The organism is Oerskovia enterophila, assembly GCF_044748475.1.
Lineage (GTDB): Bacteria > Actinomycetota > Actinomycetes > Actinomycetales > Cellulomonadaceae > Oerskovia > Oerskovia enterophila.
The window spans coordinates 135,561-149,123 of the sequence record NZ_JBIVFZ010000002.1; the positions used below are offsets into that span (position 1 = coordinate 135,561).

9 protein-coding genes and 1 tRNA gene are annotated in these 13,563 nt (G+C 68.2%); 4 read left to right on the forward strand and 6 right to left on the reverse strand.

Annotated elements, in window-relative coordinates; translation table 11 throughout:
* Positions 1-58: 58 nt before the first annotated feature.
* The 6 genes from thrB to ACIPWA_RS05305 all read right to left on the reverse strand — a co-directional run bounded on the left by thrB (position 59) and on the right by ACIPWA_RS05305 (position 8,419).
* Positions 59-1,024: a homoserine kinase gene (gene thrB / locus ACIPWA_RS05280; protein ID WP_056646158.1), complete on the reverse strand. Its 966-nt coding sequence runs from the start codon at positions 1,022-1,024 to the stop codon at positions 59-61.
* Positions 1,025-1,118: 94 nt separating this feature from the next.
* Positions 1,119-2,222 (reverse strand): threonine synthase, encoded by a 1,104-nt coding sequence (gene thrC / locus ACIPWA_RS05285; RefSeq protein ID WP_056646156.1) that lies wholly within the window; start codon positions 2,220-2,222, stop codon positions 1,119-1,121.
* Positions 2,222-3,580, reverse strand: coding sequence for a homoserine dehydrogenase (locus ACIPWA_RS05290; protein ID WP_056646153.1), 1,359 nt, complete (start codon positions 3,578-3,580; stop codon positions 2,222-2,224). The genes thrC and ACIPWA_RS05290 overlap by 1 nt, the downstream gene beginning before the upstream one ends.
* 239 nt (positions 3,581-3,819) lie before the next feature.
* Positions 3,820-5,277 (reverse strand): diaminopimelate decarboxylase, encoded by a 1,458-nt coding sequence (gene lysA, locus ACIPWA_RS05295; protein ID WP_082618464.1) that lies wholly within the window; start codon positions 5,275-5,277, stop codon positions 3,820-3,822.
* Positions 5,274-6,968, reverse strand: coding sequence for an arginine--tRNA ligase (gene argS / locus ACIPWA_RS05300; protein ID WP_354506915.1), 1,695 nt, complete (start codon positions 6,966-6,968; stop codon positions 5,274-5,276). Before argS ends, lysA begins: the two co-directional genes overlap by 4 nt.
* Before the next feature lie 164 nt (positions 6,969-7,132).
* Positions 7,133-8,419: an MFS transporter gene (locus ACIPWA_RS05305; RefSeq protein WP_082618465.1), complete on the reverse strand. Its 1,287-nt coding sequence runs from the start codon at positions 8,417-8,419 to the stop codon at positions 7,133-7,135.
* Between the two features lie 186 nt (positions 8,420-8,605).
* Between ACIPWA_RS05305 and ACIPWA_RS05310 the strand changes: the two genes are divergently transcribed.
* The 4 genes from ACIPWA_RS05310 (at position 8,606) to drt3b (ending at position 13,530) form a co-directional block, all read left to right on the forward strand.
* Positions 8,606-8,678, forward strand: a tRNA-Arg gene (locus ACIPWA_RS05310).
* Between the two features lie 148 nt (positions 8,679-8,826).
* Positions 8,827-9,981, forward strand: coding sequence for a N(5)-(carboxyethyl)ornithine synthase (locus tag ACIPWA_RS05315; protein ID WP_400288600.1), 1,155 nt, complete (start codon positions 8,827-8,829; stop codon positions 9,979-9,981).
* A gap of 140 nt (positions 9,982-10,121) precedes the next feature.
* Positions 10,122-11,486, forward strand: coding sequence for an antiviral reverse transcriptase Drt3a (gene drt3a, locus ACIPWA_RS05320; protein ID WP_400288602.1), 1,365 nt, complete (start codon positions 10,122-10,124; stop codon positions 11,484-11,486).
* Positions 11,479-13,530, forward strand: coding sequence for an antiviral reverse transcriptase Drt3b (gene drt3b / locus ACIPWA_RS05325; RefSeq protein WP_400288604.1), 2,052 nt, complete (start codon positions 11,479-11,481; stop codon positions 13,528-13,530). The genes drt3a and drt3b overlap by 8 nt, the downstream gene beginning before the upstream one ends.
* Positions 13,531-13,563 lie beyond the last annotated feature (33 nt).

The window sequence follows — 13,563 nt, forward strand, 5'->3', positions numbered from 1 at the left end:
CCGTAGCACCCGGGAAGACCAGTCGCCGCACCGGTCGCCGCACCGGTCGACGCGTCGCTCAGCGCATCGATGCCGGCAGGCCCGTGCTGCCGACGACCCGCTCCGAGCGGACGCCCTCCAGGTCGATCCCCGGACGGTAGGCCCGCCACAGGTCCGAGCCGTGCAGCAGCTCGCGCAGGACCGCGTCCGCGTGCTCGCGGTCCTGTGCACGGCCCAGGAGCAGGACCGTCGGCCCGGCCCCCGAGATGGTCGCGGCGAGGCCGTCGAGACGCAGCGCGCGCACGAGCTCCCACGAGGCAGTCATGACGCCCGCGCGATACTCCTGGTGGAGACGGTCCTCGGTGGCCTCGAACAGGTGCTGGGGCGAGCGCGTCAACGCGTCGACGAGCAGCGCCGCGCGGCCCGCGTTGAGCGCTGCGTCGGCGTGCGGGACGGTCTGCGGCAGCACGCCTCGAGCACGGCTCGTGGCGAGCCGCGTCGAGGGGACCAGGACCGTGGCCTCGATGTCCGGGTGGACGTCGAGCCGCACGGCGTGCGCGCCCTCGCGCCCCTCGACCGTGCTGGTCCAGGCGATGGTCGCGCCGCCGTAGATCGCCGGAGCCGCGTTGTCGGGGTGCCCCTCGAACTCGGTCGCGAGCTGCAGGACCGCCGCGTCGTCGAGCGCCGCGGGGTCCGCGACGAGCGCGCGGGCCGCGGCGATGCCCGCCACGACCGCGGCCGCGGACGAACCGAGCCCCCGACCGTGCGGGATCGCGTTGGTGCAGGTCAGGTGGAGCCCGGTCTGGGGAGCCCCGACGAGCTCGAGGGCCGCGCGCAGCGCGCGCACCACCAGGTGCCGTTCGTCCCCGGGGACCTCGCCGGCCCCCTCCCCCTCGACGTCGACGACCACGTCACCGTTGCCCAGCGCGCGGACCTCGAGGACGTCGTAGCGCGCGAGCGCCAGCCCCAGGGCGTCGAACCCGGGCCCCAGGTTCGCGCTCGTGGCGGGCACGCGCACCCGCACATGGTCGGCTCCGAGCTGCATCGCGGTGACCTCTCGTCAGGTGAAGGGTGGGGAGGCGCCCGTCCGCTGCCCGCCCCGGCGGGCAGCCGGGGCGGGCAGGACGTGCGAGGTGTGCTCAGCCGAGCTGGAGCGCGTCGGCGATCGAGACGACGTCGGCGCTGACCCGGATGGGGGTGACGTCGGCGCCGTCGAGCGTCTTGAGGGCCCACTGCGGGTCCTTGAGGCCGTGGCCCGTGACCGTGACGACGATGCGCGCACCGGCCGGGACGAGGCCACGCTCTGCCCGCGAGAGGATGCCCGCGACGCCCGCCGCCGAGCCGGGCTCGACGAACACGCCGGCCTCGGCCGACAGGATGCGGTGCGCGGCGAGGATCTGCTCGTCGGTCACGGCCTCGATGACGCCGCCCGACTCGTCGCGAGCAGCCTCCGCCTGGGCCCACGACGCGGGGTTGCCGATCCGGATCGCGGTCGCGATGGTCTCGGGGTGCGTGATGGGGTGGCCCGCGACGATCGGGGCCGCGCCGGCAGCCTGGAAGCCCCACATGATGGGGGTCCTGGTGCTGACCGCAGGCAGGTGCGCCCCCGGCGCGTCCGGGTCGCCGAGGCCCGCGTACTCGCGGAAGCCCTTCCAGTACGCCGTGATGTTGCCCGCGTTGCCCACGGGCAGCGCGTGGATGTCCGGGGCGTCGCCCAGCGCGTCGACGATCTCGAACGCGCCGGTCTTCTGGCCCTCGATGCGGTCGGGGTTCACGGAGTTCACGAGCTCGACCGGGTACGCCTCGGCGAGCTTGCGCGCCGCGACCAGGCAGTCGTCGAAGTTGCCGTCGACCTGGAGCAGCTTGGCGCCGTGCGCGATCGCCTGGCTCAGCTTGCCCATCGCGATCTTGCCGTCCGGGACCAGGACGGCGCAGACCATGCCGGCCTTGGTCGCGTACGCGGCGGCCGACGCCGACGTGTTGCCCGTCGACGCGCACACCACGGCCTTCGCCCCGCGGCCCGCGGCCGAGGAGATCGCGGCGGTCATGCCGCGGTCCTTGAACGAGGCGGTCGGGTTCATGCCCTCGACCTTGAGGAAGACCTGGGCCCCGGTCCGGGCCGAGAGCGCGGGCGCCTCGACGAGGGGCGTGCCACCCTCGCCGAGCGTCACGATGCGCTCCTGGACGTGGGCGGGCAGGCGGTCGGCGTACTCGGCGATGATGCCTCGCCACTGGTGGGCCATCAGGCTCCCTCGACTCTCAGGACGGACGTGATCTCTTGGACGGGTTCGAGCACCGCGATCGCGTCGACCGTCGCGGCGAGCGCGGCCTCCGCAGCGGCGTGGGTCGTGATGACCAGGTGTGCGACGCCGGTCGACCCGTCGTCCTCCGCACCATCGGCCCCGGGCACCGAGGGCTCCGACGGCTGGCGGACGGCCTCGATCGAGACGCCCTTCGAGGCCAGGACCTGAGCCACCTGTGCCAGGACGCCGGGACGGTCGTCGACCGCGAGGCGGACCTGGTAGCGCGTGACCGCGGTGCTGGCCGGCAGGATCGGCAGGGCAGCGTAGGTGGACTCCTCGGGGCCCTTGCCGCCCAGGACCCGGTGGCGGGCCGCCGACACGACGTCGCCCAGCACGGCCGAGGCCGTGGGGGCGCCGCCCGCGCCACGGCCGTAGAACATGAGCTCGCCCGCGGCGTCGGCCTCGACGAAGACCGCGTTGAAGGCTCCCCGGACCCCGGCGAGCGGGTGCGTGAGCGGCACGAGCGCGGGGTGCACGCGCACCGAGACGCCGTGCGCGCCGTCGTCGCCCGTGACGGACTCCGCGATCGCGAGCAGCTTGATGACGTGGCCGGTCTGCGCGGCCCACGCGACGTCGTCGGCCGTGATGCGCGTGATGCCCTCGCGGGCGACGTCCTCGAGCGAGACCCGCGTGTGGAACGCGAGGCTCGCGAGGATCGCGGCCTTGGCCGCGGCGTCGAAGCCCTCGACGTCGGCCGTGGGGTCGGCCTCCGCGTAGCCGAGGTCCTGGGCCTGCTTGACCGCGTCGTCGAACGACATGCCCGTGCTGGCCATCTGGTCCAGGACGTAGTTCGTGGTGCCGTTGACGATGCCCAGGATGCGGCGCACGCTGTCGCCCGCGAGCGACTCGCGCACCGGACGGACGATCGGGATCGCGCCCGCGACCGCGGCCTCGAAGTAGATGTCGACGCCCGCGGTGTCCGCGGCCTTGTAGAGCGTGGGGCCGTCCTCGGCCAGGAGCGCCTTGTTCGCGGTCACCACCGCGGCGCCCGACTCGATCGCGCGCAGCAGCAGCGAGCGGGCCGGCTCGATCCCGCCCATGACCTCGATGACGATGTCGGCGCGCGCGACGAGCCCCTCGGCGTCCTCCGTGAGGAGCGAGCGGTCGACCGACGCGGCGAGCGGGCGCGGTGCGGACGCGTCGCGCACCGCGATCCCCACGAGCTCGAGCGGCGCCCCGACGCGCGAGGCCAGGTCCGCGCTCTGCTGCGTCAGCAGCCTGGCCACCTCGGACCCCACGACGCCGCACCCGAGCAGCGCGACGCGCAGCGGACCTTGCTCCTGCTGGCTGGCTCCCACGAAGCTCCTCCTCCATCACCCCGGCCCGCACGGTCAGCGGTGCCGTCGTTCTCGGCCCCTGCCGGACGCGGTCGCGTCGGAGGTGGCCGCTCGGTCCCGACGGGTCACGACGCCGTGCGTCGCTCCCCGACCGGTCGATCCTGAGCGTGTCGATCCTCGCTCTGCTGCCCGGATCCTGGGCGCCCGTCTCAGGATACGGGTGCCGGACGCGGGCCCGGCGAGAGCCGCGCGCCCGGCCGCTAGCCCTGGTCGAGCGCGAGCAGGTCGTCCTCGGTCTCACGACGGACCAGGACCCTGGTCCCGCCGTCGGCCACGGCCACGACCGGGGGCCGGGGCACGTGGTTGTAGTTCGAGGCCATCGAGCGTCCGTAGGCCCCCGTCGCCGCGACGGCCAGCAGGTCGCCCGCCCGGACGTCTCCCGGCAGGAGCACGTCGTGGACCACGATGTCACCGCTCTCGCAGTGCTTGCCGACCACGCGCGCGAGCACGGGCGCGGCGTCCGAGAGCCGGTTCGCGAGCTCAGCGTGGTAGTCCGCGCCGTACAGGGCGGGACGGATGTTGTCGCTCATGCCGCCGTCGATCGAGACGTAGGTCCGCACGATCGTGCTCCCAGCCTCGCCGTCCGGTCCGCCGACCCGCACGGGCTTGACCGTGCCGACCGTGTAGAGCGTCAGGCCCGCGGGCCCGACGATCGCCCGGCCCGGCTCGATCGAGAAACGCGGCAGGGGCGTGCCGAGGTCCGCCGACGAGGCCGCGACCGAGGCCGCGACGTCCTTCGCGATGCGGTCGGGGTCGAGCGCGACCTCTCCCGGCAGGTAGGCGATGCCGTACCCGCCGCCCAGGTCCACCTCGGGGACGAGGAAGCCCGTGCGCTGCGCGAGCGCGGCCCGCAGCTCGAGGACCTTGCGCGCCGCGACCTCGAAGCCCGAGGGGTCGAGGATCTGCGAACCGATGTGCGAGTGGATGCCCAGGAGCTCGAGCTCGGGGTGCGCGAGCACCGCGAGGAGCGCGGTCATGGCCGGGCTGTCCTCGGTCTGCGCGCCCGCCCCCGTCGCGACGTGGCCACCGGTCGCGAGCGAGAGCCCGAACTTCTGGTCCTCGTGCGCGGTCGAGATGTACTCGTGACCGCCCGCGTGCACGCCCGTCGTCACGCGGATCATGACCGGGGCCGGAGCCCCGCCGCGTGCGCGCGAGGCTGCGGCCACGCGCTCGACCTCGACGAGCGAGTCGACGATGATCCGGCCCACGCCCGCGTCGAGCGCTCGCGCGATCTCCGCGTCGGACTTGTTGTTGCCGTGCAGGCCGATGTGCTCTCCGGGCACGCCCGCGCGCAGCGCGACCGCGAGCTCGCCGCCCGTCGCGGTGTCGACCCGCAGGCCCTCGGCGTGGACCCAGCGGGCCACGGCGACCGACAGGAATGCCTTGCCCGCGTAGTACACGTCGACGCCCGCGCCGACCTCGGCGAACGCGGCCTCGAACGCGCGACGGTACGAGCGGGCGCGCTCGCGCAGGTCGGCCTCGTCGAGCACGTAGGCCGGGGTGCCCTGGGCGACCGCGAGCTCACGCACGTCGACCCCCGCGACCGTGAGCGCGCCGTCGGGCCCGCGGCGCACGCCGCTCGACCACGGCTCGCCCGGCACGTAGGTGCCGGTCGGCGAGAAGGCGGGCGGCGTCGTCGGGCCTGCCGACGCGCTCACATGCGCTCCGGCGCGGACACGCCCAGCAGGCCGAGGCCGTTGGCGAGGACCTGACGCGTCGCGTCGTTGAGCCACAGGCGCGTGCGGTGCACGTCCGTGACCTCCTCGTCGCCCAGCGGCGTCACGCGGCACTCGTGGTACCAGGAGTGGTAGTCGCCCGCGAGCGCCTCGAGGTAGCGCGCGACGCGGTGCGGCTCACGCAGCTCGGCGGCCTGGCCCACGACGCGGGGGAACTCGGTGAGCGCACCGAGCAGGATCGACTCGGTCTCGTGCGTCAGGAGCGACGGGTCGAACGCCTCGCTCCCGTCCTCACGGAACCGCGAGACACCGTGCGCCTCCGCGTTGCGCGCGACGTTCGCGGTGCGGGCGTGCGCGTACTGCACGTAGAAGACCGGGTTCTCGTTGGTCGCCCTGGACAGCAGGTCGAGGTCCAGGTCGATGCTCGAGTCGGTCGAGGAGCGTGCGAGCGAGTAGCGCGCGGCGTCCACGCCCACGGCGTCGACCAGGTCCTCGAGCGTCACGACCGTCCCGGCGCGCTTGGACATGCGGACCGGCTGGCCGTCCTTGACCAGGTTGACCATCTGTCCGATGAGGATCTGCAGGTTCTTGCCCGGCTCGTCGCCGAACGCCGCGCACACGGCCATCATGCGGCTCACGTACCCGTGGTGGTCCGCGCCGAGCATGATGATGACGTCGTCGAACCCGCGCTCGCGCTTGTCGAGGTAGTACGCGATGTCGCCCGCGATGTACGCGGCCTCGCCGTCCGACTTGATGATGACGCGGTCCTTGTCGTCACCGAAGTCGGTCGTGCGCAGCCACGTCGCGCCGTCGGCCTCGAACACGTGGCCGCCCTCGCGCAGGCGCTGGACCGCGCGCTCGACCGCGCCGGACTCGTGCAGCGAGTCCTCGTGGAAGTAGACGTCGAAGTCGACGCCGAAGTCGTGCAGCGCGGCGCGGATCTCGTCGAACATGCGCTCGACGCCGCGCGCCCGGAAGACCTCCTGGGCCTCGTCGTCGGGCAGCGTGCGCGGGTCCGGGTCGCCCGCGGCGATCGCGTCGGCGATGACGGCCTCTGCGATGTCCGAGATGTACTGGCCGCCGTAGCCGTCCTCCGGGGCGTCCTGACCCTTGGCGCGCGCGAGCAGCGAGCGCGCGAAGCGGTCGATCTGCGCGCCGTGGTCGTTGAAGTAGTACTCGCGCTCGACGACGGCGCCCGAGGCCTGGAGCACGCGGGCCAGCGAGTCGCCGACCGCGGCCCAGCGCACGCCGCCGATGTGGATGGGGCCCGTGGGGTTCGCCGAGACGAACTCGAGGTTGATGCGCGTGCCGGCCTCGGAGTCGTTGTTCCCGTAGGTCGCGCCCTGGGCGAGGATCGTGCGGGCGAGCTCGCCCGCGGCCGCCGCGTCGAGCGTGATGTTCAGGAAGCCCGGTCCCGCGATGTCCACGGACTTGATGCCCGGGTGCGCGGCGAGGCGCTGCGCGAGGTCCTCGGCCAGGACGCGCGGGGCGACGCCGGCCTTCTTCGCGAGCTGCAGGGCGACGTTCGTGGCCCAGTCGCCGTGCTCGCGCTGGCGGGGTCGCTCGACGTGGACCGACGCGGGGACCGCGTCGGCAGGCAGGGCGAGGGTGCCGTCGGCGACGGCGGAGGCCAGGGCAGCGCTCAGCGCTTCGGAGAGCTCGTTGGGGGTCACCCGACGATTCTAGCGAGGGACGCCAGGGCTTTGCGTCGCCGTCCGCGACGGGCGGACGGGCGGCCACCGGTGCGTGCTCCGACGTCGCGCCGCGCGTCGCCCGGCGGGTCTGCCCCACCGGCCCGACGGCGTCGCTCACCTCGCGTCGTCGCCCTCCCCCGGCGTCACTCCCCCGGGCGGGCCCTGCGTCCCCACGAGTCCTCGATCATGGACGGCCGGCAGCCCGCGACCGCGGCGAGGAGGATCACGACGAGCGTGCCGAACAGGAAGACGAAGGTGCTGGTCCAGGTGCCGCTGCGCCCGTAGAGGATGCCCGCGGTCAGCGGCCCTGCCCCCGCGACGAGGTAGCCGACGCCCTGCACGAACCCCGACAGCGCCACGGCCCCTGCCGAGGTACGGCTCCGCAGGTTGATGAGCGCGAGGCCCAGGGGGAACGTCGAGGCCCCGAGCCCCGCGAGGACGACCCACACCCAGGTGGCGGGGCCGGCCTGGGCGCCCATGAGCCCGGCGTAGCCGACCGCGAGCATCGCGACGAAGAGCACGACCAGCAGGTACGGGTTGCGCATCCGGGCCGCGAGCAGCGGCGTGACGATCGACATGGGCATGCCGACGAAGGCGTAGAGCGCGAGCGCGCTCGCCGCGACCGGCTCGGACATGCCCGAGTCGATCAGGACGTGCGGCAACCACGCGAACATCACGTAGGTGTTGAGCGAGTTGAGCCCGAACATGACCGCGATGCCCCATGCGAGCGGGCTGCGCCAGGCGCGGCCCGCGTGGCGGTGACGTCCGTCGAGGCCCACGGTGTGCTCGGGCGAGTGCTCGAGCACCGACGCGAGCTCGGCACGGGCGCGCGCCGAGCGCACGATCACGACGGTCCACGGCACGGCCGCGAGCAGCCCCACGAGCGCCCACCCGCCCAGCGCCGGGCGCCAGCCCAGCGACGACGCCATGCCGACCACGAGGAGCGGCGGGATCGCGGTGCTCAGCGAGAGCGTCACGGTGTAGGCCGCGGTCACCGCGCCGATGCGGTCGGGGAAGTACCTCTTGACGAGCGGCGGGAGCAGCACGTTACCCATGCCCATGCCCGCGAGCGCCACCGCGGTCCACACCAGGAAGCCGGGGGCCGAGGTCGAGACGGACCGCAGGATCTCGCCGACCGCGCTGATCAGGAGCGCCGCGACGAGCGTGGGCTCCAGACCGAAGCGGCGGGAGAGGGCAGGCACGAGCGAGCCGAAGACCGCGAACGCGATCACGGGGACCGTGCCGAGCAGCCCCGCGAGCTGGTCGCTCAGGTCGATGTCGACCCGGACCACGTCGAGGATCGGGGAGACCGCGGCGACCGCGATCCGCAGGTTGAACGCGGCGAGGACGATCCCGGCGAGGACGACGAACCGCCCTCTCCACGGCCGGAGGGTGCTGTCGGGGGTCGAGCTCGAGTCCTGGCGATCCACTCAAGGAGGGTACGCACCGGTCGCCCCGGGCATCCGTCCCGAGGGGTCTCCTGGGGTGGTGAGTCCGGTCACCCCGCCCCGACGGGCGGGCAGAACGTGCGGATCCGGGCAGGTGGGAGCACGAACCCGCCGGAGGCTGGTAGTCTCGTGCACCGTGCCGGATGCTCGTCAGAGCGAACGCATGCTGCCCTCGTAGCTCAGTGGATAGAGCGTCTGCCTCCGGAGCAGAAGGTCGTAGGTTCGAGTCCTATCGAGGGCACCGCAGACCAAGCCCCTGGACCCTCGGGTCCGGGGGCTTCGTCGTGCCCGGGAGCCGCCGAGACCTGGACCCGGGTGGTCCCCGCGCCCTCCGCACCGGTGTAGCGTCCGCACTACAGGGCCACCGTGGTCTCGTTGACGGGACAAGCGTGACAACAGCATCGAACGACTCCATCCTGGGCCTCCTCGGAGCGTCGCGGAAGCCCGACGAGCGCAGGCTCCCCCTCCATCCGGACCACCTCGAACGGATCGCGCCCGAGCTGCGGGCCCGGATCGTCGTCGAGCGCGGCTACGGCGAGCGCTTCGGGGTGAGCGACGAGCAGATCGCTCCCTGGGTGCGAGCGCTGGGTACACGCACCGAGGTCATCGAGGCCGCCGACGTGGTCCTGCTGCCCAAGCCGCAGCACGAGGACCTGCGCGACCTGCGCCCCGGGCAGACGCTGTGGGGCTGGCCGCACTGCGTCCAGGACCGCGAGCTGACGCAGCTCGCGATCGACAAGAGGCTCACGCTCGTCGCGTTCGAGGCGATGCACCACTGGGCGGCGGACGGCGGGTTCGGCCTGCACGTCTTCCACAAGAACAACGAGATGGCCGGCTACTGCTCGGTGCTGCACGCGCTCGAGCTGTGCGGCTCGACGGGCGACTACGGCCGGCGCCTGACCGCGGTCGTGATCGGGTTCGGCGCCACGGCGCGCGGGGCCGTCACGGCGCTCAACGCGCACGGCATCCACGACGTCCGCGTGCTGACCAACCGCCGGGTCGCCGCGGTCGCCGCGCCCATCCACTCGGCGCAGATCGTCCAGTTCGACCACGACGACGAGCCGTACCTCAGCGAGGTCATCACCGACGAGGGCCGTCTCCCGCTCGCGCCGTTCCTCGCGGAGAGCGACATCGTCGTCAACTGCACGCTCCAGGACCCCAACGCGCCGCTGCTGTACCTGCGCACCGAGGACCTGGGCGCCTTCCGGCCCGGCAGCCTGATCGTCGACGTCTCGTGCGACGACGGCATGGCGTTCGACTGGGCCCGCTCCACGACCTTCGCCGACCCCCTGGTCACGGTCGGCGAGAGCATCAACTACTACGCCGTGGACCACAGCCCGTCCTACCTGTGGAACTCGGCGACCTGGGAGATCAGCTCTGCCGTGCTGCCGTTCCTCCCGGCCGTCATGGCCGGACCCGCGGGCTGGGACGAGAACGAGACGGTCCGCCGTGCGATCGAGATCCGCGACGGGGTGGTCCTCAACCCGGCGGTGCTCGAGTTCCAGCACCGCGAGGCCGCGTACCCGCACCTGCCGGTCGCGTAGGTGCACAACCAAGCTTTTTCATCCGCAGCCAGCACCTTCGAGACCTTCGAGTCGGCTAGAACCTGAGCCCTACGCCCGATTCATCCTCGTTCTACCATTTTGGATACGTTGAGGGCCACGCACTAACTCGTGGAGGCGACGTGTCTGATCAACAGTTTTCTGCGAACAATTTTCTGCACATATGGGACATGCGCACTCGGCGAGGCGAAGACCTGACTGGCCAGTTCGCCGATGTGCAGAAGCTGATTCTCGAACTGCGGGATCTGAAGAATGAATACAAGATAGCAGTACGAGCACATCCACGCGACTCCGCCGCGGCGCAGAAGCTGTCGGATGACTATGCTCACAACAAAACAGAACTATCTGCCGAGAAGAAGAACGCACTTCTTGAGAACCTAGAGCAAGTCGCGGCATCACTGAATTCACGAATTGACTCGTCAACACTGACGTGGGGACTACAATTGGGACCAGTGTCCAAAGGCAAGTCCACCTACCGAATCGGTATGTCAAATCCGGAGACCTACTACCTTGCGCGCCAACTCGAGCAGAATCTCAGAGTTGCGCTTGAAGTTCGGACCGTGAGCCGAAATCAACTTGCCGAACAGCTGCAGAAGACACTTGGAGACTCGACAGACAAGTACCTCATGCGATCCGACATAAAGTCCTTCTATGAGAGCATCCCTCACGATCGACTACTCGAGCTCCTGAGGGACAACGCCAGAGTCTCTCGAACTACGGTAAGTTTCGTCCGCTCACTCTTGAATGAGTATCAAACATTGACTGGCTCCGATTCAGGTCTTCCTCGGGGGATAGGTGCTAGCTCATTGCTCGCGGAGGCCTATCTCGCACAATTCGATGTGCAGGTGCGAAAGCTGCCGGGCCTCGTTGCACACCTGCGATATGTAGATGATTTCGTCCTCATCTTTTCCGAAGGCGCACACTATCCGACCGTCGATCAACGGAAGCAGGCCGTTCGCAAAGCGGTTCGCAATCTTGGGCTTGCGCTCAATCCGACAAAAACAGTGCATCACAGACTACGCGACGAACGCGGCACACCGCCTACGCGCATCCGATTTCTTGGATACGAGTACACCATAACGGGGCACACGGTCACAGTTGACATGACACAGCAGCGACTTGAGCGCTACAAGCGCAAACTCGATCTGGCGATTGCTAGCTATCGGGCACAGAGTTCCGCACCCAGGGCTCAATCAGCACTGGTGGATCGAATCGCATTCCTTACGTCAAACACTCGGCTAGAAAACAACAAGCAACACGCCCTCGTCGGGATCTACTTCTCAAATCCAATAATAACAAACACCGACGGTCGAATCGCACGCCTCGACCGCCACCTATCGAGTTTGCTCGCACAAGTCAGCATACCTGGTGCAACCAGGGGGCGAATTGCAGAGTTCACCTTTTCAACAGGATTCGCTCTAAAACGTTATCGGGTCTTCTCGTCCAGGCGACTGGGAGTCATTGCAAAGGTCTGGAAAGATGCATAGACGGCGGCGGGTCAAGGTGCGGAACATAAGTTCCAGGGTTCTGCTTTCTGAAGTCCTCCCATACGAAGTCCCCGCGTCGTTTAGCAATTCTGGCCTATACTCATTCCTAGCGAGTCGCGGCGCGCAATTTCATAAGGGGTCGCTTTACATCGAAGGGCAGGACGATGCAACTCTCGTCGTACTCAGGATGCTGTTCGGACGGAACCAGCAGTACGGCAAAGAGACCATCGATGGCAAGCACTGCTATGTCATCGGCGAAAAGATGCTTCACGCTGCTTCCGTACCTCTTCATTTCAATATCGGCCACCGAGAACGCGAGACTCGCCAACTCTCAATCCCACACCCCGGATCACAAATTGCAGTTGCAGAATTCTACTCTCAGTACGACTGTCTGGTCCTGCTACATTCAGGAAAGAGCGCCTTCTCCGTGCGGCGGCCAACAAAGGTCGCTAGGTTCACAATTGTCAAGGACAGCCTCTTCGGCGAAAGCCTAGATAGAAATCGCGGCGGGGTGGAGGCAAGCGGCGTCGAGTACGACCGCCTGCGCTCCTACTTTGTCTACAGCCGTTACGACAACATCCACAAGTTTCACGAATCCGCGGAGTACCGCGAAAGCGAGAAGCGATTCGGATACTTGTTGCAGCTTGACATTCAAAAGTGCTTCGATTCGGTTTATACACACTCGATCGAGTGGGCCATATATGGGAAGCGGACCGTCAAGTCGTCACGGTCGAAGCATAAGGACACCTTCGCGGCGCATTTTGACAGGGTGATGCATAGACTAAACGACGACGAAACGCATGGGATTCTGATCGGTCCCGAGGTCTCACGCATCTTCGCGGAACTAATACTACAGCGGGTAGATTGCGGAGTTGAAGAGCGCCTCGCCGAACTAGGCTTGGTTCATCTGCGTGACTACGAAATTCTGCGCTACGTGGACGACTACTTTGTCTTCATGACCGACCCGGGAATGCGTGACATCATCGTCCCCGTCATCGAGCAGGAGTTGCGGGGCTACAGATTTCACTTGAACCGGTCAAAGGAGTCGATTACTTCAACTCCATTCATATCCGACCTATCGATTGCCAAGAACGCGCTAAGTCGGTTGATACGCAAGAACCTATTCCTCAAAGACCGTCCAGATCCGACGTCTTTGGTCGTAGAATTTAAGTCGTCAACCCACCGGCTAATAACTGCATACAAGACCTCCTTGCGGGAAACCGGGCTGGGGCCGCTTGAGGTCGTGAACTTTACCCTCGCCGAAGTTGAGCGCAGACTGGAGTCAGTGATCGAGTTTGCGCGCACCTTGAATCTCGAACCGTCGACTTCGAGCGCACTTCAGAACCGGCGCGCTGTCGCGAAACTTGTTCTCGCAGCAATGGAGTTTTCCTTCTATGTTTATGGCGGCTCTCCGCGGGTTGCCCCCGCAGTAAAACTCGTCCGGATCGCTTCGCTTTGTCGAAAGTCCGTTGAGGAGTTGCTCTCCACGCTGGATGTCCGACACCAGTTGGACGACTTGATTTTCAGGGAAGCCACTACCCAGTTGAACCGCTCCCCCCTTTCGCGCGACGCGTCTGTCGAGAGCCTGTACCTTCTGACCCTACTGGGGGAACTTGATGCACACTATCAAGTGCGTCCTGCAGAGTTGCGTCGATTTCTTGGAGTTGGATCGACGAAATCGGGCAACCCAATCTTACCCGATTGGTACCACCCGCTCATTGTCGCCGAAGTTTTGCGATACATCGGTTCGACGAACGAGTACGCGGACCTGAGGCTGGCCTTAGAACATTGGATCTTGGGCCGAATCGACCAGCTCCGATTATCCACGCGCAGGACTGCGGAAGAGGCGTTTCTTGCCTTGAATTTTCTGCCTTCACCTTCCGTCTCTCTTGAGACTAAATGGCGAATCCTGCACTTGTACGGATTGAAGGCTCGTACGGATGTTCCAATGGTCTTAGGAATCAGCAAGGGATGGTTTACGCATTGGGGAGACATTGACTTGCACCATGAACTTCAACTCAAGCGCGTCCAGGAGGTATACTAGGCGTGCGCCTCGCACGTCCGACCGGACACACAC

Coding starts and splice junctions, on each gene's coding strand:
- thrB (WP_056646158.1), bottom strand. CDS start 1,024: ATGCAGCTCGGAGCCGACCATGTGCGGGTGCGCGTGCCCGCCACGAGC.
- drt3b (WP_400288604.1), top strand. CDS start 11,479: ATGCATAGACGGCGGCGGGTCAAGGTGCGGAACATAAGTTCCAGGGTT.
- thrC (WP_056646156.1), bottom strand. CDS start 2,222: ATGGCCCACCAGTGGCGAGGCATCATCGCCGAGTACGCCGACCGCCTG.